Consider the following 18,522-nt stretch of genomic DNA (forward strand, 5'->3'; position numbering starts at 1 on the left):
GTTTTTTCCTCCAGGAATTAACCAGCTTCAGGTGGGGGCATTCCGCGAAAAATCAACCATGACCCGTCAAAGCCTTGGCAATCCGCACCACCGGCCCGGCGTAATCGTCAGGATCGGACTGGCGGAACAGCCGCAACGTCGGATACCAGGGCGAATCGTCGCGGACGTCGCCCCAGCGCCAGTCCGAGACATGGCGCAGCAAGACATAGGCTGGCCGCCCTAACGCTCCGGCCAGATGAGCGGCTGCGGTATCGATGGTAACGATCAGGTCAAGCCGCGCCATCAGCGCCGCAGTATCGGCAAAGCTGGTCAGCGCGGGCACGGCGTCGATCACCAGACGATCGATTCCCAGGCGGGTCAGATCGGCTCCACGCGGACCATGCTGAAGACTGACCCAGCCGATGGACGGATCGGACAACAACGGCACCAACGCTTCCAACGGCCAGGAACGATCGCGCGGATTGGTCTTGCCCGCCCAGACCAGACCGGCGGTTCGGCGTACTCCCTGCGGCAAAGGTAGCTGCGGGCCAGACCTTGGCGGCGCGGTCAAATAGGGACAAGGACCGGGCAGATCCGCCACGCCGACCCTCAGCAGATGCGGCAGACTCGCCATCGGGGCCCACAGGTCATAAGGCGGCGGCGCGTCTCCTTTCGCGATCACGGCGGCGAGTCCGGGCAGTGTGCCGAACAATTCACTCAGTTCAGGCAGGCATTCGAGCACCACCCTCGCTCCGAGGCGCGACAGCATCGGCACGAAGCGGACGAATTGCAGCGCATCGCCGAAGCCCTGTTCCGAAACCAGCAGCACCGTCCGTCCTGCCACGGAACCTCCCCGCCAGCGTTCACCCGGAAAAACACGGTGAAGCGTGCGCGGCAGCCTCTCGCGGGCTTCGTATCCGGCAAAGCCACGGTGAAAATCGTCGAGATACAGCCGGGTCAGGGCGATATCCCACTCGATCTCGGCATTGCCGGGCTGAAGCTCCAGCAACGGCTCCATCATCGCCAACGCCTCTTCCGGGCGGCGACGATCCCGCAACAGCAAAGCCAGATTGTAACGAAAGCCGACCGAATCAGGTTCCAGTTCAACCGCCCGCGACAGCGCCACCTCGGCCTCGTCCAACCGCCCCAATTCGCGGAGAGCATTGCCGAGATTGGACAAAGTCGCGGCCCGGTCGGGAGCCAGCGCCAACGACCGGCGATAACAAGCGGCGGCGGCGGCAGGAAGACCGCGCCGCCGCAGCAACACCCCCAGATCGCCGTGCGCAACCGCCCGGTTGGGGTCCAACCGGACAAGTTGGGCAAGTTCGTTCTCTGCCCGCGTAAGATCCCCGGCTTTCAGCGCCGTCAGCGCGGATTCGTAGCGCTCTTTCGCGTCGATCTCCGGGATATTTCCCATCGCGCTCACAACCTCACATTCTCGATAAGGTTGCGGCGAGTATTGGCCGAACCGCTCGAATGCGGCAAGCCCCCGTTACCGATGGTTACCCTTTGTTGCCGAAGACGACATCGTTGGGTTACCGCCAGAGCCTAAAACCACTTCATCAGACGCCCCCAACCGAAGGTGAGTTCGATGAAACCGCGTCCCCAACTGATCCCCGCCGCCGTCCTGGCCGTTGCTCTGGCTGCCGCCATCGGCGCCGCCCACGCCGACTCGGTGCCACGCGGTGCTTCCGTCGATCTGGCCCCCCGGTTCTGCGCTGATATGGACGCCAAACAGGCGGCTCATCTGGCCTTCGTCGAGGTGAAGCTTAACCTGACCCCGGCCCAAAAGGACGATTTCCGCCGCCTTGCCGACGCGCTGAAGGCCGCGCACGAACCGCTGCGGGCGCTGTGCAAAGATCAGCCCGACCAGGCCGCCGCCCTGCCCGCGCGGCTGGATCGTCAGTTGAAACAGGCCGAGGCCCATGTCGAAGCGTTGAAGCGGTCGGTTCCGGCGCTGACCCGGTTCTACCAGACCCTCACCCCGGCCCAGCAGACCATCGCCGATCAAGTCCTGACCGTCCACGGCGGTCATGGAGGCCCTGGCGGCCCCGGCCATCATCGTGGCCCCGGCCAGCCCGGCAATCCCGCCCCGCAACAGCCAAGCGGCGAGGCGCGGTAAGTCCCCCCTCTGGCGCCTGCTCCTTCGTTTCCCTCCCGCCCGAGGCGGCAGGCGCCTCTTACTCCCCCGGATTTGCCCGATCCGGGGGAGTCTTTTTTCAAACAGACCCGAAGCCTTTTCCACTCAAATGGAAGCGGCTCTAGAACATCGAGGCGAGCACCCGATCGGGGGGAGGATGGCCGTCGGTGAATGTCTTGATATTGATCAACACCGTCTCGCCCATATCGATGCGGCCTTCCATCGTCGCCGAGCCGAGATGTGGCAACAACACAACATTGTCGAGCGCAAGCAGCTTGGGATTGACCGCCGGTTCGTGCTCGAACACGTCCAGACCGGCTCCGGCCAGATCGCCCCGCACCAGCATCCTGGTCAGGGCGTTCTCATCGATGATCTCGCCGCGCGAGCAATTCACCAGATAGGCATGCTTCGGCAACAATTCGAGCCGCCGCGCCGACAACAGGTGGAACGTCGCCGGCGTGTGCGGACAATGGATCGTGATCACGTCCATCCGCGCCAACATCTGGTCGAGGCTTTCCCAATAGGTGGCTTCCAACTCGGCTTCGATGTCGGGATGAACCCGTTTCCGGTTGTGGTAATGAATCGCCATCCCGAACGCCTTGGCGCGGCGAGCCACCGCCTGACCGATCCGGCCCATGCCGACGATTCCCAACCGTCGGCCCCAGATGCGGTTCCCCAGCATCTGGGTTGGGCTCCAGCCGGTCCAGGTTCCCGAACGAATCAGCCGCTCGCCCTCGGCGAGACGACGCGGCACCGACAGGATCAGCGCCATCGTCATGTCGGCCGTGTCCTCGGTCAGAACGCCGGGGGTGTTGGTGACGGTGATCGCCCGCGCTCGCGCCGTGGAAAGGTCGATATGATCGACGCCGGTCCCGAAATTGGCGATTAACCGCAGGGACGGCCCCGCTTGGGACAGAACGGCGGCATCAATGCGGTCGGTAACGGTGGGGACAAGAACGTCGGCGTCGCGAACCGCCTCAATCAGTTCGGCCCGGCTCATCGGCCGGTCGTCGTGATTGAGACGTGCGTCGAACAGCTCCATCATCCGGGTCTCGATCGGATCGGGCAGCTTGCGGGTGACGACGACGATGGGCTTCCTGTTCGACATTTCGGCTCTCCTCACGGGACCTATTACCTTCACGCCTAACAACTCGAGGTTCCCTTGTCCAGCGTCCCGTGAAAAGCCTACGATCAGATCGACCAACAAACGGGAGAGACAGCAATGCGGATGGCGGGACGTGGCCGGGATGACATCCCGACAGCCGAACCGGAACCCAGGCTGAAAGCGCGGCTTTGGGTCCAGGCGGCGATCCGCCAGTGCGGCACATTGGGGATTGTGGCGATGGTTGCGCGCCATGGCGACGACGACGCCGGAGCGATTCTGATCAAGCTAAATCGGGGACCAGACGGTTGTGAAGTGTTCACCCAGGTCCGCGACGGTGCCGGGCGAGCGGGATGGCTGCGTGCCACGGGTGCCTTGCCGGTCGAGGAAGCCGCGGCCGAATCCTATATCTCCCGCCAGCGTGACGTTGATTCCGACCTTTGGGTGATCGAGGTCGAGGATCGTGAGGGTCGGGTGCCCTTTCTCGACCATATTTTGGCGGGGTGACCGTTTGCCCGCCGAGACAAATCGGGTATGAACCCAGGGGAGGCCCGTCAGCCTCCGGCGGTCGGGAGCGCTCCCGCCGCGTTCGCTTCTTCCACACCTTTAAGGACAGATCATGACCCGTCAGCTGATTTCCTCCGGCTCCGCGTTCGAAGAAGTCGCCGGCTACTCTCGCGCCGTCGCTCAGGACCCGTGGGTGTTCGTGTCCGGCACCTCGGGCTATAAAAACGGCGAGATCTCCGACGACGTTGCCGAACAGGCCCGTCAGGCTCTCGACACCATCGCCCAGGCGCTGGCCCAGGCGGGCGCGTCGCTGAAGGATGTCGTCCGCGTGCGGGCCTTCGTCACCGAAGCTGGCTTCTTCGAGCTGATCGCGCCAGTTCTGGGCGAGGCCTTCCGCGGCGTCCGTCCGGCCAACACCACCGTCGTCACCGGTCTGGTCGATCCCAAGATGAAGGTCGAGATTGAAGTCACCGCTCTGAAATCCTGATAAACTTCGGGACACGGAGCAGAAAAGGAGCGCGCACGCATGGCCACACTTCTGATTATCGGTGCCAGCCGGGGTCTCGGGCTGGAATTCGTCCGTCAGTATGCCGCCGATGGGTGGCGGGTGCTGGCCACCGTGCGCGATCCCTTGAGCGGCCGGGCGGCCTCGGAAGCCGGTGCCGAAATTTATGTTTGCGACATCGGCGACCCCTCTTCGATCAAACGGCTGGCGGCGGCGCTTGATGGCACTCCGATCGATCTGTTGATCCACAACGCCGGCATCTACGGAGCCAACCAGAACTTCGGCGAGATCGATCCCGCCGACCTGATCGAAGTCTACCGTGTCAACACCGTCGCGCCACTGCTGGTCGCTCAGGCATTTGCCGGGCACCTGACCGGAGGCAAATTGTTCGCCGTGCTGTCATCGATGATGGGATCGATCACCGACAATGTTTCGGGCGGCTCTTATGCCTATCGTGCGTCGAAAACGGCCCTGAACATGGTGATCAAGACCCTTTCGGTCGATCTGGCCGAGCGCGGGATCGTTCCGGTCGCACTGTCGCCCGGTTGGGTTCGAACCGAAATGGGCGGCCCGGCCGCTCCGCTGGCTCCGGCCGAAGCGGTGGCGGGGCTGCGTCGCGCCTTGCTCGACGTAAGCGCGGCAGATTCGGGGGCGTTTATCCACGTTGATGGATCTCGCCTCCCCTGGTAACCAGGGCTGAAGTCGAGGTTGGGGGGCAATTTGCCTTGAGGTTGACAGACCGATCTGCCATTATCTCCTCCAATGGGTTCCGAAGAACCTCTTAGTCGATAGGTGCCAGAATGGACTTCTCAACCGTATCGCCCCCGACATCGGCTGCTTCTCGAGACACAACGCCAGCCCGCAGCACGACCGCTCAGTCCGACACGTCTTCTGCTGGATCTGGACAGACGGCGAGCACTGTGTCCCAGGATGGACTAACCCCTCCCGGTGGCCCGCCCTATACCAGCCCGATCGTCGGATTCGACACGGGCACAGGGACGGCCATCCTGCAATTTCGTGACCAGACCTCTGGTCAGTTGCAGTTTCAGGTGCCATCACGAACCGCTCTCCAATATGCCGAAGCTGTCGCGACCACCCCTGAAGGCAAGACGATTAACGAAGTCGAAAAATCCGGCGGCGATGTTCTCGTCTGAGCGTCACGAGCGCCCATGTTTTTACGGCTGATCAAGGGACGCCTTCGGATTCCGTTCCGTTGACGTCCCTAGGCGTTTCCTAAAGATAGCGCCCTACCCGCGCGAGACGCCGTCCCGCGCGGATTGTCATTTTACGCTCCCGAGCCACTACCCGGTCACAGCACCGTCAGCATGCTGGCGACGAGCGGATGACGGACAATATCTCTTTCATTGAGATCGACGACAGCCACATCGGGCACATTGCGCAGACGAGCGGCGACATCGCTTAGACCCGACAATCCCGGCAGCAAGTCGCTCTGGTCGGGATCGCCGGTCAGCACCATCGTCGAATGCCAACCCAACCGGGTGAGCAGCATCTTGATCTGCCCATAAGTGCAGTTCTGCGCCTCATCGATGACGATGAAGACGTTGTTTAGCGTCCGCCCCCGCATATAGGCAATCGGTGCGATCTCGATCGAACCGTCGGCCAGCAGGCTGCGCAATCGCTTGCCGCCCAACCGGTCGGAGAGAGCGTCATAAAGCGGGCGCAGATATGGTGCCATTTTCTCCTGTAAATCGCCGGGCAGAAAGCCCAGGGTTTCGCCCGCCTCGACCGCCGGACGCGACAAGACGATCCGCGCCACCCGCTCGGCTTCAAACGCTTCGACCGCCGCCGAGATCGCCAGATAGGTCTTTCCGGTTCCGGCCGGTCCCAAAGCCACGGTCAGCGTACTGCCCTGAATTGCCTGAACCAGCCGTTGCTGATTGTCACTCCGAGGACGCACCGTACGGCGATAGCTCTGGTCGCGGTCGCCGTCATCGGGAAGCGGAGTCCAATCAGACTCGTCCCGATGCGCCTCGGGATACAGGGGAACGACGGACTCGATCTTGCTCGCGGCGCTCCGCGTGGCACGTTTGGCCATCTGGGACTCCTTCGCTGCTATATCGGTTCGGGCAAAGAAAAAGGGGCCTCCCGGTATCGGGAGGCCCCTGTTCGAGGCGAGACGGGCAGAGCGCGCTTCGCCGAGACTCGGCGGAACGACAGTGGAGAGGATGGGTTCCCTTTTCTGGCGGGAAAACACCGGCGAACTCCTCCATAACGGATCTGCGCCCCGGTTAAACTGTATCGAATCGTGCGACGGCCTGTCGACCGAGAAGAGAGCGGGTCACAACACTGTAACATCTACATGTCGAGGAAAGATCGACCTCCCGCTCTATTCCTAGAGGGACACAGCCCCTTCAGCCATCGGCATTGAGCCGGGAGATCAACTCGGCCAGAACCCGCTCCGCTTGCCCGGTTTCAACCTGACATGTCCCGGCGTTAGCGTGGCCACCACCGTTATAGCGCAGGCACAGCTCGCCAACATTGGTCCGTGCGCTGCGGTTTAGAATCGATTTGCCGATCGCGAAGACGGTGTTCTGCTTCTTCAGCCCCCACAGGACATGAATCGAGATGTTGGTGTCCGGGAACATCGCATAGATCATAAAGCGGTTCCCCGCATAGATGATCTCTTCCCCCCGCAAGTCGAGCACAACCAGATTGCGGTAGACACGGGCGCAGCGGCGGATCTGATCTTTGAACTGTTCCTGATGACCGAAATAGACATCAGTGCGCTCACGAACGTCGTCCAGCGTCAGAATATCGTCGATGGTATGATTCCGGCAGTAATCGATCAGATTCATCATCAACTGATAATTCGATATCCGGAAATCGCGGAACCGCCCCAACCCGGTGCGGGCATCCATCACGTAATTGAGCAAGGCCCAACCGCCCGGATTAATGATGTCGCTGAGGCTATAGCGTGCGGAATCCGCCTGATCGACCGCCGCCATCATCTCGGCCCAAATCGCGGGAAAGCGCGCCGCGCCGCCAAAATGATCGAACACCACCCGCGCCGCCGATGGCGCGTCGGGATCGATGATGTGGTTATCGTGCTTGCCGACCCGCAGGGTCTCGGACAGGTGATGATCGAAGGCGAGGTGAACCCCCTCGACATACGGAAGATTGGTGGTGATATCGCCAGACCCGATATCGACCACGCCATCCTGCATGTCTTTGGGATGAACGAATTTAATCTCGTCGATCAGATCAAGATAACGCAACAGTACGGCACAAACCAAGCCGTCGAAATCGCTGCGAGTCACCAGACGGTGCTTACTGCCTTCAGACATCGGTTCCCCCTTGGTTGCCCGTCACCGGGATAAAGCGATGTAAAAGATATAGCTTTGCCACAGGGACGACACAACCACCCAGACCCGATCGGTGGGAACGGTTCCCAACCGCCCCGGCATGGGGTAGAAGGAGTGGCCGTCTCCTGTCGGGAACCAACCACTGATGCGCCTGTTCCGACCGTTGCTTGTGGTCGCCGCCATGACGTCCCTGGCCGCCTGTTCTTTGGGCGAGCCATTCGTCGAACGCGACAGAAACAACCTCTACAACACCCCAACCGTACCGAAGCCAAAGCGGGCCGGGTACAATGGTTTTGTGAATGTTTGCTATACCAGCGACACCCTCCCCGCCGAACGCGATCTGCTGGCGGCCGAAGCCTGTACTGAATGGGGACTGACGGCGGTCTTGAGCTATACTCAGCGCTGGCAATGCCGAATGACGGTGCCGCATCTGGCGGTTTATGCCTGCATCGATCCGGCGATGCGGAATGAAGACGGCTCCTACGTCAACCCGTTCGAGGAAGAGGCGGTCACGACGTGGCGCAAGACTCATCCGGCGAAGACCACTCCGGCACCGGCTCCAGCTCCCGAATCGCCCTAAGGCTGCGGATTCATCCCCCGAAAACGAAACCGCCCGCCTTCGGAACCGAAAGCGGGCGGAAACGCGAACGAAGGATCGGACCGATCAGGCCCGGCGTTCAATCAGCTTGCCCTTGATCGCGCCGATGGCGCGGGCCGGGTTCAGGCCCTTGGGGCACGTCTGAGTGCAATTCATGATGGTATGGCACCGATAAAGCTTGAAGGGATCTTCCAGCGTATCGAGGCGTTCACCCGTCATTTCATCGCGAGAATCGAAGATCCAACGCGCAGCCTGGAGCAGCACCGCCGGCCCCAGATAGCGATCGCCGTTCCACCAATAACTCGGGCACGAGGTCTGGCAGCAGAAGCACAGGATGCACTCCCACAAGCCATCGAGCAATTCGCGCTCTTCCGGGCTTTGCAGGCGTTCACTGTCCGGCGGAGTCGGGCTTTGCGTCTGCATCCATGGCCGCACCGAAGCAAGCTGGGCGTAGGGTACCGACAGATCCGCGACCAGATCCTTGACCACCGGCATGTGCGGCAACGGATAGATCGCGACGTCGCCTTCGATATCGGCGATCGGCTTCAGGCAGGCCAGGGTATTGGCCCCGCCGATATTCATCGCGCAGGAGCCACAGATACCCTCGCGACAAGACCGACGGAACGTCAGCGTCGAGTCAATCTCGTTCTTGATCTTCAGCAAAGCGTCGAGAACCATCGGGCCGCACGCGTCCAGATCGATCTCGAACGTGTCCAGCCGGGGATTGGCCCCCGAATCCGGATCGTAACGATAGATGTTGAAGCGCTTGACCCGCGTGGCCCCGGCCGGAGCCGCGACGGTCTTGCCGGGCTGGACCCGTGAATTGGCGGGCAGGGCGATTTCGACCATGTTCCGTATCTCCTTCCCTGTGCCGTCAGTACACGCGCTTCTGCGGCTTGATATACTCGACCTCGTCGGTCAGCGTATAGGTATGGACCGGACGGTAATCCAGCCGCACCTTGCCGTCCTCGACCCAGGCCAGGGTGTGCTTCAGCCACGTCGTGTCGTCGCGCTCGGGATAATCTTCGTGGGCATGGGCACCACGGCTTTCGTGGCGGGCTTCGGCCGACACGATTGTCGCCTGGGCGCAATCCATCAGATTTTCCAGCTCCAGCGCCTCGACCAAATCGGAGTTCCACACCGTCGAACGGTCGTTGGTCTTGATCTGCGACAACGAGGCGGCCACCTCGTTCATCTTTTCGACACCCTCGGCCAGGGTCTTGGCTGTGCGGAAGACGGCAGCATCGTTCTGCATCGTCTTTTGCATCGTCAGACGGATTTCCGAGGTGGTCAGCGAACCGTTAGCGTTGCGCAGCCGGTCGAAACGAGCCACCGCCTGCTCACCCGCACCCTTCGGTAGCGATTTGTGCGAGCTGGCCGGCTTCAGGGTCTCGGCGGTCCGCACCGCAGCGGCACGGCCGAACACCACGATGTCGAGCAGCGAGTTCGTGCCGAGACGGTTGGCACCGTGAACCGAAACACAGGCCGCCTCGCCAATCGCCATCAAGCCGGGAACCGTTGCGTCCGGGTTGGCCTGGGTCGGGCGCAAGACCTCGCCATGGATGTTGGTCGGAATGCCGCCCATGTTGTAGTGAACGGTCGGCAACACCGGGATCGGCTCGCGGGTGACATCGACGCCAGCGAAAATCTTCGCGGTCTCGGAAATACCGGGCAGACGCAGGTCCAGCGTCTCGGCTCCCAGATGCTCCAAATGCAGGAAGATGTGGTCGTTTTCCTTGCCGACGCCACGACCCTCGCGGATTTCGACGGTCATTGCCCGGCTCACGACGTCGCGCGAGGCCAGATCCTTGGCGGTCGGAGCATAACGCTCCATGAAGCGCTCGCCCGCGGAGTTGGTCAAATACCCGCCCTCGCCGCGCGCGCCCTCGGTGATCAGGCAGCCCGAGCCATAGATGCCGGTCGGGTGGAACTGAACAAATTCCATGTCCTGAAGCGGCAAACCGGCGCGGGCAACCAGACCGTGGCCGTCGCCAGTGCAGGTATGGGCCGAGGTGCAGGAGAAATAGGCACGGCCATAACCGCCCGTCGCCAGCACCACCTGATGGGCGCGGAAACGATGCAGAGTGCCGTCGTCGAGATTCCAAGCCATCACGCCACGGCACGAACCGTCGTCGTCCATGATCAGGTCGAGGGCGAAATACTCGACGAAGAACTGACAGGAATGCTTCAGGCACTGCTGATACAGCGTGTGCAGGATGGCGTGGCCGGTTCGGTCGGCGGCGGCGCAGGCGCGCTGCACCGGCTTCTCGCCATAATTCGACATGTGACCGCCGAACGGGCGCTGATAGATCTTGCCCTCGGGGGTGCGAGAGAACGGAACGCCGAAATGTTCCAGTTCATGCACGGCCGGCACCGCTTCGCGGCACATATACTCGATGGCATCCTGGTCACCCAGCCAGTCCGACCCCTTCACGGTGTCGTACATATGCCACTTCCAATTGTCGTCGGCCATATTGCCGAGAGCGGCACCGATACCACCCTGGGCCGCGACGGTGTGCGAGCGGGTCGGGAACACCTTGGTGATACAGGCAGTACGGAAGCCAGCCTGGCCCATTCCCATGGTAGCGCGAAGACCGGCACCGCCGGCGCCGACGACCACCACGTCGTAGGTATGGTCGATGATTTTATAGGCGGGCATAGGCGTCAGACTCCGACAGCGACTTTCAGGATCGAAACCACCATCGCGGCGCCCAGCAGGAAGGCGGCCATCGTCGAGGCGGTCAACAGGGTGAATTTCAGCGTCTCGCCATGAACGTAGTCGGCGATCACCACTTCAACCCCAAGCTGGGCGTGATACATCGCCGTCAGCACGGTCAGCGACAACAAGGTGGCATTGAGCGGCTGACCGACCCAATCCCGCAGAGTGCCGTAATCGGCATGGGTCAGCCCGATCACCGAGACAACGAACCACAGCGACAGAGGAATCATCCCGATCGCAGTGGCGCGCTGGGCGTAAAAGTGACCGACGCCTTCGCGGGCGGAGCCAAGGCCACGGGCACGGCCCAGGGCAGATCTGAGTTTGACGTCCGATCCCATTTTCTTAAACTCCGATAGCCCACGCCAGAATCGTCAGAGCCAGGGCGGCACCGACAGTGATGTAACCCGACTTGACGGCATCGCGGATCTCGAACCCCATGCCGGCATCCCAGAACATATGCCGGATGCCGTTACACAGGTGATAGAACAGCGCCACCGACCAGCCGAACAGCAAAAGCCGTCCGGGAACCGATCCCAGCACCGCCTGGGCGGTAGCATAGGCATCGGGGCCATAAGCGGCCGCGGCCAGCCAATAGGCCAGCACCAGCGTGCCGACCGCCATCACCACGCCGGTGATGCGATGGCTGATCGACAGAACCGCGGTGAACGGCATCTTGTAGATCTGAAGATGAGGGGAAAGCGGCCGATCGCGCTTCGTCATGGCATAAGCCCCAGAATGGCGGAGATTCCCTGGGGCCGGAGCCGGCCCCGAGCGACAATGGGGAAATTGTTTATCCACTTGCGTCAGACAAGTCAACGACGCTAACCACACTTTCCGGCAGGAATTCCCACCCGAGAGAGGGGTTCGGCACCACCCGAAAGGGTAGCAGTCTTCCTTATCGGCCTGGCAGAACCGCTAACACGGTTTCCGGGTCGAGGCGACGATCCTGCCAAGACACCCCGAAATGGAGGTGTGGACCGGTCGCAAGGCCAGATGCGCCGATAGCCCCAAGATGTTGTCCGGCGGCAACATGCTCTCCTTCAGCGACATCGATCCGCGACAAATGCGCATAGCTGGTGATCAGACCGAGACCGTGATCGACCATCACGGTGCGCCCGGTCAAAAACAGATCGGGCGCGGCCAGGATCACGGTTCCGGCCGCAGCAGTCCGAACGGGTGCTCCCAAGGGCGCGGCGATGTCGAGGCCGGAATGCGGTGCGCCGGGAGCACCGTTATAAACACGACGACTGCCGAACACGCCGGAAATCGGACCATCGGCGGGACGGATCAGACCGCCAACGAAGCCGTCATCCAGGCTGACCCGCTCGCGTAGCGCGGCGACCGTCGCCGCCTCGGCCCGGATACGGGCCTGGGCCACCGGGTTCGGCGCGGCTTTGGCCTGAGGCAGCCCCTCGATTCTTTGTTCGATCCAAGCGCGGGGCGCGATGGCAAGAGTGCGGGACTCGACGCCGCCATCGGCATGACGGATCTCCAGACCCGCTTCGGAGGCCGCGTCTCGGCCAAAACCGATCAGAAAGCGCCCCGCGCCATCGACCGGAACATTCTTGCCGTCAAGCCGGATCGTAGCTCCCGGTTCGACACGACCGAGCAGCAGGCCACCCTGTTCGGCTCGACCGTCAAGCGTCATCCCAGCCCAAGCCGGAATCGACACCAGCAAAAGAAGCAGCACGGAAACGATATGGATCATCATCTATTTCGGCATCCACTGGATGGTGGCATCACCATCGCTACGACTACACAGATCGGTGATACGAGCCGCCGAGGGACGGCTGGGAGTCACCCCGTTGATGGTCAGCACTCCCTTGCGTACCAACGCCCAACCGGCGGCGGCACAGGATCGGGGCGGCACCGCTTCGGCAACCACCACCGGCAGATCGCCCCGAGTTGTCCGCCGCAGCGCGCCGCCGAAGATATGGGTGGGGGGAACCTCGCCCTGAGCGGCAGCGAGAATCTGTTCGACGAGGCGGGCGGGTTCGGCAGCGATCGGCGGAGCCGCTGGACGCAACGCCATGATCCACAGCAATCCTCCCACCATCACCGTTATCCCCCCAGCGATCGCCACAGCATACCCCGCCTGAGCACGATGGTGAGAGTTGGTCGCCGCCATGGAGCGTGCGGAAGCACGTTTAGCAGCCAAGGCAGCCTCGGCCGCACGCGACAAACGACGCTCGCGCGCCGTTCGCAGCACATGAAGGCAGTGGCGAGCGGCATCGCGCATCTCGGCGTGCCGGGACTGAGGCGTGATCCGGCTGAGTCCGGCAATAATGGTATCGATTCGCCGTGTCAATTCGGCACGCAAATCCCGGTCGGTGGGACGGCGGAGCAGCAAAGCCAACGCGGCCAGGGTCACCTCGCGCAGACGATCTGGGTCTTCGACAGACGGTATTTTTTGGATAATGGCCTGGAGCAATGCCTCCTGCTCCTCGGCCGAGGCTGGAATCGGCACGGAGAATATCCATCTATGACGGTCACAGCCCTTCCCCACCGTCGAAGGTGACAGCCGCCGGTTAATGAGGTGTTACTCTGAACCGGACAACGGTCTTGGCAGGAGTTTATATGACTTCGGACGTATCGTTGCCTCCTCTTGGCCATGGCCTCGCCTTTGCCGACCTTTACCGCGCCGATGGTTTGGAGCGCCTCGACCAGGCTTTTCTCGATTTGCTGGCGCAGACAGATCCGGCACTGGCGGACCGTCTGACATCCGCGCGCGCCCACCCGCCCGAGCGGGCCGCCGAATCCGCCCTGATCCTCGCCCTGGCCCCGCATCTCGACGACTTCCTGACCGACCTGTTCGGTATCCGCGCCGAGGCGGCGATTTTGGCCGACCGGCAGCACGCTCTGGCGCCGTTGTTCATGGCCAAGCGCCAGTTCGTCCAGCGCCGGGCCGCGCGCGCCCTGACGCCCGAAGATGCCGCCGCGTTAGATCTCGGTGCCCTGACCGCCGCCTACGAAACCCGTGTGGGAGAACCGTTCGACGAACTGGGCTTTGCCCGCCATGTCCTGAGCTGGATGGATGACGAGGGCGCGCACGGCGATGATCTGGCGCTGGCGATCCGGCTGGCGGCGGCGAAATTGGCCGCCACCGCCCGGCTTCCCCATTCCGACAGCATCCTGTTCCGCCTGCCCGGCAAACGCGATCCCAACGCACCGGCCACGGCACGGCGGATCGACGCAAGCGGCTGCGCGACGTGGGAAGCGCGGCCCGAAGCGTGGCGACAACGCGACGGCTTTGATCTCACCGATTCCGGTGCTGGAATGGCCACAGCGCTGGACCAGTCGCATTACTGCATCGGCTGCCATCATCAGGGCCGCGATTCCTGTCGTTCGGGCCTTCTGCGCGGCGGAATCGAACGGTCGGGCTGCCCGCTCGATCAGAAGATCTCCGAACTGCATGAGGTCAAGAGCGCGGGTCTGTCGCTCGCCGCGTTGGGGGTGATCACCATCGACAACCCGATGGTGGCCGGGACCGGACACCGCATCTGCAACGCCTGCATGGATGCCTGCATCTATGGCAGCCAGGGCCGCGATCCGGTCGATACCCCCACCGTCGAAACCCGGACTCTGCGCGATGTGCTCGACCTGCCCTGGGGCTTCGAGATCTATGCGCTGCTGACCCGGTGGAACCCGCTTAATCTGTCCCGACCTCTGCCGCGCCCGGCCAGCGGACGCTCGGTTCTGGTGGTCGGACTGGGACCGGCGGGCTATACCCTGGCCCATCACCTGCTGCAAGATGGCCACGCCGTCGCCGCGATCGACGGACTGAAGATCGAACCGCTCGATCCCGCTTTGTCCGGCATCGCGCCCGATGGTCGTCGGGTGCCGTTCCAGCCCGTGCGCGATATCCGCGCTTTGTGGCAACGCCTGGGCGAGCGTATCCCCGGCGGATTCGGCGGCGTCGCCGAATACGGCATCACCGTCCGCTGGGACAAGAATTTCCTCGACCTGATCCGTTTGCTGCTGGAGCGGCGGGACGGCTTCGCGCTGTATAGCGGAGTCCGTTTCGGCGGCGCGGTTACCCTCGACTCCGCCCTGGAGATGGGCTTCGATCACGTCGCCCTGGCGATGGGAGCCGGTCGCCCCACCCTGCCCGATCTGCCGGGAGGGCTGGCGCGGGGAGTACGGCTCGCCTCGGACTTCCTGATGACGTTGCAACTGACCGGAGCCGCCCGCGCCACCAGTCTGGCCAACCTGCAACTGCGCCTGCCGGTCGCGGTGATCGGCGGGGGCCTGACCGCGATTGATTCCGCCACCGAGGCGCTGGCCTATTACCCGGTCCAGGTCGAGAAGTTCCTCTGCCGGGTCGAGGCGCTGACCGAGGCAGCCGGCGGCGTCACGGCGCTGGCGGATTGGCCCGGACTCGACCGCTCCATCGCGGATGAATTCATCACGCACGCCCGCGCCATCCGGGCCGAACGGGCGGCGGCGGCGGCCGAAGGACGCCCCCTCCGGCTGCTGGAACTGCTGCAAGGCTGGGGCGGAGCGACCGTGCTGTACCGGCGCGGACTGGCCGACAGCCCGGCCTGGCGCAATCGCGACGAGGTTTCCCACGCCCTGGAGGAAGGCATCCGCTTCGCCGAACACCTGACTCCACTGGCGATAGAGACCGACGAGAACGGAGCGGCGCGGGGACTGACCGTCCGCGATGGAGAGGGCAACACCCGCTTTGTTTCCGCCCGTACCGTGCTGATCGCGGCGGGGACCGTTCCCAACACCGCCCTGGCCCGCGAGTTCGACGGATTCGCACTCGACGGACGCTATTTCCAGGCGGTCGATCCCGATGGCCAAGACGTCACCCCCGAACCACGCCCCAAACCGGCGACACCGGCTGTGCTGATGCGGATCGAAGGCCGCGAGGGGCGGGTCAGCTTTTTCGGCGACCTGCACCCTTCCTATGCCGGCAACGTCGTCTCGGCGATGGCCTCGGCCAAGCAAGGCTATCCGCTGGTAACACAGGCGATGACCCGCCTGCCCGCTCCGACCGTCCCACCCGCCGCGCTGTTCGCCCGACTTGAGTCCGATCTGCGGCCGACAGTCCATGCGGTCTCGCGCCTGACCCCGACAATCGTCGAACTGGTCGTACACGCCCCCGCCGCCGCGCGGGCTTTCCGTCCCGGCCAGTTCTTCAGGTTGCAGAATTACGAACGACCGGAAGGAAAGACCACGGCGCATCGGCTGGCGATGGAGGGGCTGGCGCTGACCGGTGCCTGGGTCGATGCCGAAGCCGGACTGGTCGGGATGGTGGTGCTGGAGATGGGTGGCTCGTCCGATCTGGTCGCCTCGCTCCACCCCGGCGAGCCGGTGGTGCTGATGGGGCCGACCGGAGCCCCCACGCATGTTTGCGGGACCGAAACAGTTCTTCTGGCTGGCGGCGGCCTCGGCAATGCCGTGCTGTTTTCGATCGGCAGCGCCTTCCGCGCCGCCGGATCGCGGGTGCTCTACTTTGCCGGATACAAGAAAGCCGTCGATTGCTTCAAGCAGACCGAGATCGAAGCCGCCGCCGATAAAGTGGTGTGGTGCGTTGATTCCGGCGCGCCTCTGCCCGCCAGACGGGCCGGAGACCTAAGCTTTGTCGGCACCATCGTCGATGCGATCGAGGCGTATGGTCAGGGTCGTCTGGGCGAGACCGCACTCTCGCTCGCCTCGGTCGATCGGGTCATCGCGATCGGATCTGACCGGATGATGGCAGCAGTGGCCCAGGCCCGTCACGACCGGCTGGCACCATGGCTGAAGCGCGGCCACACCGGGATCGGCTCGATCAACGCCCCGATGCAATGCATGCTAAAGGAAATCTGCGCCCAGTGTCTGCAACGCCACACCGACCCCGATACCGGCGAGGTCCATTTCGTCTTCACCTGCGCGGATCAGGACCAGCCGCTCGACCGGGTTGACTTCGAAAGCCTCAACGACCGGCTGACGCAAAATTCGGCGGCGGAACGGCTGGGCCGGGCCTGGACCGATCTGTGCCTGAAGCAGGCGGGACTACGTTCGATGTAATCGCAGATCTTCTAATCATCGGAAGCGAAGCGGTCGGGCGGCAATGGCAAGGGCCGAGGCCCGGCATTCGATTGCGGCGACAGCCAGACCTCGGCGATATGAGTCAGCGAACGGTTCGCCGTCGCCGATTGGTAATGAAAGGTAACGGTCATCGGCAGCACCGAAGCCTGCATCCCGTCGATGAACAGAGCGCAACCGCGCGAATAGCGTGCTCCGGTCGCGTATTCGATCCGGTAGGTACCGTCAGGAATACCGCCGACGCCGATATGAAAGGTGGCAGGAACATAGACCGACAGAACCGTGCTTCCCGACAGAGTCTTCAGCTTGACTACCCCGTCGCGACGGCCATCGTTATGGAGCAGAAGGCGGTGGTCTCCGCTGACCCGGCGCGACAAAATCTCTCCGGCGATGGGGGGAGGACCACGGTTGTCTGTGCACCATTCGGTTTTGAACCGTGCCCCCGATCCGGCATACAGCGCCCTTGTCTCGACATAGCCTTCGATCCCGGCGGGGCTGCGCACTCCAACCCAATCGGGATTATCGGTTGAGGTGCTGACCTCTACGGTCGTGAAGCGATCGAGCAGAGTTAAAACCGGCGCGCCCGGCAGCGGAGCCATCCGCAGTTTAAGACCATCGACGGCAACGTGACGGATTTCTCCCACCGTCGCGGGCTGGATCGCGATTGGGGAAACGGTCGAAGCCGGCCGATCCCACAGCCGGGTCACGATCAGGGCGAAAATCGCAATCGTGACCGGCAGGGCAAGCAGCGGCAAAGCCTGGGCCAAAAACACCCGACCGCCGGGTCTCCAGCGACTTTTCAGACGGCGGCGGTGACCAAAGGCGGCCCCATCGGTCGCGCGCAGCAGCGCCGCGATCCGAGCCTGATCTTCGGGTGAACGAGCAAAGCTCTCCGCCTGTTCAACCAAAGAACGGGCCAGAACAAGATCGCCACGCCCAAGAAAGGCGCGGGCTTGACGCAACAAGATACGGGTGTTCTCACGCCGAGGCTTAATCCCACCAAACAAATTGGCCAGCAGAGCCAACGGAGTCAGGACCAGTCCGGGCAACGACCACCACCCCCACAGCCACGACACAATCGAGGCCTTGGCGGCGGCATGGTCGGCGCAATCCCGGCAGAAAATTCCGTCCAGATGTCCCAGCTTTACCCAAATAAGGTATGAGCGAACGGTGCGGAACACCACATAGCGCGGCTGGGCAGTCAGACTGCCGCAGGTCCCGCAGGCAACGGGAAGCGGAGTGAAATCGCCCTCGTCCCCAGCCTCGTAGGGCATTCCGCTGTCGTATTCGGCACGGCGGATCACGTCCTTCAGCACGGCGTAGGCTTCTATCAAACGGCGGAATTCTTCGCGGGCGCGGGTGGACGGATCGCGATCAGGATGAACCACCTTAACCCGTTGCCGATAGGCGGCGCGAATTTCCTCCGCATCGGCGCCGGGATCGAGGCCCAGGACCGCGTAATACCCTTTCGGATCGCGTGCCAGCGTGGTCATTACCGATTTTGCTCCAGAACCGCTTAAAATGTCTAGCAACGGCCGTGCCGAGAAAAAAGCGTCCAAACTGGGCAAGATTTGCCGGGTGATGTTAACTTTCTTTTCAGCGCACAGGGCATAGCC

At 63.0% G+C, this 18,522-nt stretch carries 18 protein-coding genes; 7 read left to right on the forward strand and 11 right to left on the reverse strand.

Going from position 1 to position 18,522, the window contains the following annotated elements; all coding sequences use genetic code 11:
* Positions 1-52 precede the first annotated feature (52 nt).
* The gene (locus PHAMO_RS11205; RefSeq protein ID WP_002729444.1) at positions 53-1,396 is read right to left on the reverse strand and encodes a tetratricopeptide repeat protein; all 1,344 of its coding nucleotides are present in this window, start codon (positions 1,394-1,396) and stop codon (positions 53-55) included.
* 174 nt (positions 1,397-1,570) lie between these two features.
* Between PHAMO_RS11205 and PHAMO_RS11210 the strand changes: the two genes are divergently transcribed.
* Entirely contained in the window at positions 1,571-2,101 is a 531-nt protein-coding gene (locus tag PHAMO_RS11210; protein ID WP_002729445.1) for a Spy/CpxP family protein refolding chaperone, read from the forward strand.
* Positions 2,102-2,240: 139 nt separating this feature from the next.
* Here PHAMO_RS11210 and PHAMO_RS11215 read toward each other — a convergent pair whose 3' ends face one another.
* Positions 2,241-3,227 carry a 2-hydroxyacid dehydrogenase gene (locus PHAMO_RS11215; protein WP_002729446.1) on the reverse strand — a complete coding sequence of 329 codons (987 nt, stop codon included), beginning with the start codon at positions 3,225-3,227 and terminating at the stop codon, positions 2,241-2,243.
* A 120-nt stretch (positions 3,228-3,347) separates the two neighbouring features.
* On the opposite strand from PHAMO_RS11215, the gene PHAMO_RS11220 reads away from it, so the two are divergent.
* From PHAMO_RS11220 to PHAMO_RS11235, 4 genes are all read left to right on the forward strand, one after another.
* Positions 3,348-3,728 carry a DUF1491 family protein gene (locus PHAMO_RS11220; protein WP_155801724.1) on the forward strand — a complete coding sequence of 127 codons (381 nt, stop codon included), beginning with the start codon at positions 3,348-3,350 and terminating at the stop codon, positions 3,726-3,728.
* Positions 3,729-3,840: 112 nt separating this feature from the next.
* Positions 3,841-4,215 carry a RidA family protein gene (locus PHAMO_RS11225; RefSeq protein WP_002729448.1) on the forward strand — a complete coding sequence of 125 codons (375 nt, stop codon included), beginning with the start codon at positions 3,841-3,843 and terminating at the stop codon, positions 4,213-4,215.
* Positions 4,216-4,254: 39 nt separating this feature from the next.
* Positions 4,255-4,923: an SDR family oxidoreductase gene (locus PHAMO_RS11230; RefSeq protein WP_002729450.1), complete on the forward strand. Its 669-nt coding sequence runs from the start codon at positions 4,255-4,257 to the stop codon at positions 4,921-4,923.
* A 230-nt stretch (positions 4,924-5,153) separates the two neighbouring features.
* Complete coding sequence (locus PHAMO_RS11235; RefSeq protein WP_002729452.1) at positions 5,154-5,387, forward strand: hypothetical protein; 234 nt, start codon at positions 5,154-5,156, stop codon at positions 5,385-5,387.
* A gap of 155 nt (positions 5,388-5,542) precedes the next feature.
* Here PHAMO_RS11235 and PHAMO_RS11240 read toward each other — a convergent pair whose 3' ends face one another.
* Positions 5,543-6,289, reverse strand: coding sequence for a PhoH family protein (locus PHAMO_RS11240; RefSeq protein ID WP_002729455.1), 747 nt, complete (start codon positions 6,287-6,289; stop codon positions 5,543-5,545).
* Positions 6,290-6,605: 316 nt separating this feature from the next.
* A complete protein-coding gene (locus PHAMO_RS11245) occupies positions 6,606-7,538 on the reverse strand; it encodes a DHH family phosphoesterase (RefSeq protein WP_002729460.1) in 933 nt (310 codons plus the stop codon).
* 163 nt (positions 7,539-7,701) lie between these two features.
* Between PHAMO_RS11245 and PHAMO_RS11250 the strand changes: the two genes are divergently transcribed.
* A complete protein-coding gene (locus tag PHAMO_RS11250; protein ID WP_002729462.1) occupies positions 7,702-8,136 on the forward strand; it encodes a hypothetical protein in 435 nt (144 codons plus the stop codon).
* Between the two features lie 84 nt (positions 8,137-8,220).
* On the opposite strand, the gene PHAMO_RS11255 is transcribed toward PHAMO_RS11250, so the two are convergent.
* The 6 genes from PHAMO_RS11255 to PHAMO_RS11280 form a co-directional block, all read right to left on the reverse strand.
* Positions 8,221-9,003, reverse strand: coding sequence for a succinate dehydrogenase iron-sulfur subunit (locus PHAMO_RS11255; protein WP_002729464.1), 783 nt, complete (start codon positions 9,001-9,003; stop codon positions 8,221-8,223).
* A 25-nt stretch (positions 9,004-9,028) separates the two neighbouring features.
* Positions 9,029-10,813 (reverse strand): succinate dehydrogenase flavoprotein subunit, encoded by a 1,785-nt coding sequence (gene sdhA / locus PHAMO_RS11260; protein WP_002729466.1) that lies wholly within the window; start codon positions 10,811-10,813, stop codon positions 9,029-9,031.
* A 5-nt stretch (positions 10,814-10,818) separates the two neighbouring features.
* Positions 10,819-11,211: a succinate dehydrogenase, hydrophobic membrane anchor protein gene (gene sdhD / locus PHAMO_RS11265; RefSeq protein WP_002729468.1), complete on the reverse strand. Its 393-nt coding sequence runs from the start codon at positions 11,209-11,211 to the stop codon at positions 10,819-10,821.
* 4 nt (positions 11,212-11,215) lie between these two features.
* Positions 11,216-11,593, reverse strand: a complete 378-nt coding sequence (sdhC, locus tag PHAMO_RS11270; RefSeq protein WP_002729471.1) for a succinate dehydrogenase, cytochrome b556 subunit — start codon at positions 11,591-11,593, stop codon at positions 11,216-11,218.
* 175 nt (positions 11,594-11,768) lie between these two features.
* Positions 11,769-12,584, reverse strand: a complete 816-nt coding sequence (locus PHAMO_RS11275; RefSeq protein WP_002729473.1) for a M23 family metallopeptidase — start codon at positions 12,582-12,584, stop codon at positions 11,769-11,771.
* Positions 12,585-13,340: a hypothetical protein gene (locus tag PHAMO_RS11280; protein ID WP_002729475.1), complete on the reverse strand. Its 756-nt coding sequence runs from the start codon at positions 13,338-13,340 to the stop codon at positions 12,585-12,587.
* A 110-nt stretch (positions 13,341-13,450) separates the two neighbouring features.
* Between PHAMO_RS11280 and PHAMO_RS11285 the strand changes: the two genes are divergently transcribed.
* Positions 13,451-16,888, forward strand: a complete 3,438-nt coding sequence (locus PHAMO_RS11285; RefSeq protein WP_002729476.1) for an FAD-dependent oxidoreductase — start codon at positions 13,451-13,453, stop codon at positions 16,886-16,888.
* 11 nt (positions 16,889-16,899) lie between these two features.
* On the opposite strand, the gene PHAMO_RS11290 is transcribed toward PHAMO_RS11285, so the two are convergent.
* Positions 16,900-18,399, reverse strand: coding sequence for a DnaJ domain-containing protein (locus tag PHAMO_RS11290; RefSeq protein WP_002729479.1), 1,500 nt, complete (start codon positions 18,397-18,399; stop codon positions 16,900-16,902).
* Positions 18,400-18,522: the final 123 nt, after the last annotated feature.

The organism is Magnetospirillum molischianum DSM 120 (assembly GCF_000294655.1).
In the GTDB taxonomy this organism is placed as follows: Bacteria; Pseudomonadota; Alphaproteobacteria; order Rhodospirillales; family Magnetospirillaceae; genus Phaeospirillum; species Phaeospirillum molischianum.

Excerpts from the sequence above, each read along its gene's own strand:
- sdhC (WP_002729471.1), bottom strand. The coding sequence starts at position 11,593 with ATGACGAAGCGCGATCGGCCGCTTTCCCCTCATCTTCAGATCTACAAG.
- PHAMO_RS11255 (WP_002729464.1), bottom strand. The coding sequence starts at position 9,003 with ATGGTCGAAATCGCCCTGCCCGCCAATTCACGGGTCCAGCCCGGCAAG.
- PHAMO_RS11245 (WP_002729460.1), bottom strand. The coding sequence starts at position 7,538 with ATGTCTGAAGGCAGTAAGCACCGTCTGGTGACTCGCAGCGATTTCGAC.
- PHAMO_RS11210 (WP_002729445.1), top strand. The coding sequence starts at position 1,571 with ATGAAACCGCGTCCCCAACTGATCCCCGCCGCCGTCCTGGCCGTTGCT.
- PHAMO_RS11220 (WP_155801724.1), top strand. The coding sequence starts at position 3,348 with ATGGCGGGACGTGGCCGGGATGACATCCCGACAGCCGAACCGGAACCC.
- PHAMO_RS11240 (WP_002729455.1), bottom strand. The coding sequence starts at position 6,289 with ATGGCCAAACGTGCCACGCGGAGCGCCGCGAGCAAGATCGAGTCCGTC.
- sdhD (WP_002729468.1), bottom strand. The coding sequence starts at position 11,211 with ATGGGATCGGACGTCAAACTCAGATCTGCCCTGGGCCGTGCCCGTGGC.
- PHAMO_RS11285 (WP_002729476.1), top strand. The coding sequence starts at position 13,451 with ATGACTTCGGACGTATCGTTGCCTCCTCTTGGCCATGGCCTCGCCTTT.
- PHAMO_RS11275 (WP_002729473.1), bottom strand. The coding sequence starts at position 12,584 with ATGATGATCCATATCGTTTCCGTGCTGCTTCTTTTGCTGGTGTCGATT.
- PHAMO_RS11215 (WP_002729446.1), bottom strand. The coding sequence starts at position 3,227 with ATGTCGAACAGGAAGCCCATCGTCGTCGTCACCCGCAAGCTGCCCGAT.
- sdhA (WP_002729466.1), bottom strand. The coding sequence starts at position 10,813 with ATGCCCGCCTATAAAATCATCGACCATACCTACGACGTGGTGGTCGTC.
- PHAMO_RS11230 (WP_002729450.1), top strand. The coding sequence starts at position 4,255 with ATGGCCACACTTCTGATTATCGGTGCCAGCCGGGGTCTCGGGCTGGAA.
- PHAMO_RS11225 (WP_002729448.1), top strand. The coding sequence starts at position 3,841 with ATGACCCGTCAGCTGATTTCCTCCGGCTCCGCGTTCGAAGAAGTCGCC.
- PHAMO_RS11250 (WP_002729462.1), top strand. The coding sequence starts at position 7,702 with ATGCGCCTGTTCCGACCGTTGCTTGTGGTCGCCGCCATGACGTCCCTG.
- PHAMO_RS11290 (WP_002729479.1), bottom strand. The coding sequence starts at position 18,399 with ATGACCACGCTGGCACGCGATCCGAAAGGGTATTACGCGGTCCTGGGC.
- PHAMO_RS11205 (WP_002729444.1), bottom strand. The coding sequence starts at position 1,396 with ATGGGAAATATCCCGGAGATCGACGCGAAAGAGCGCTACGAATCCGCG.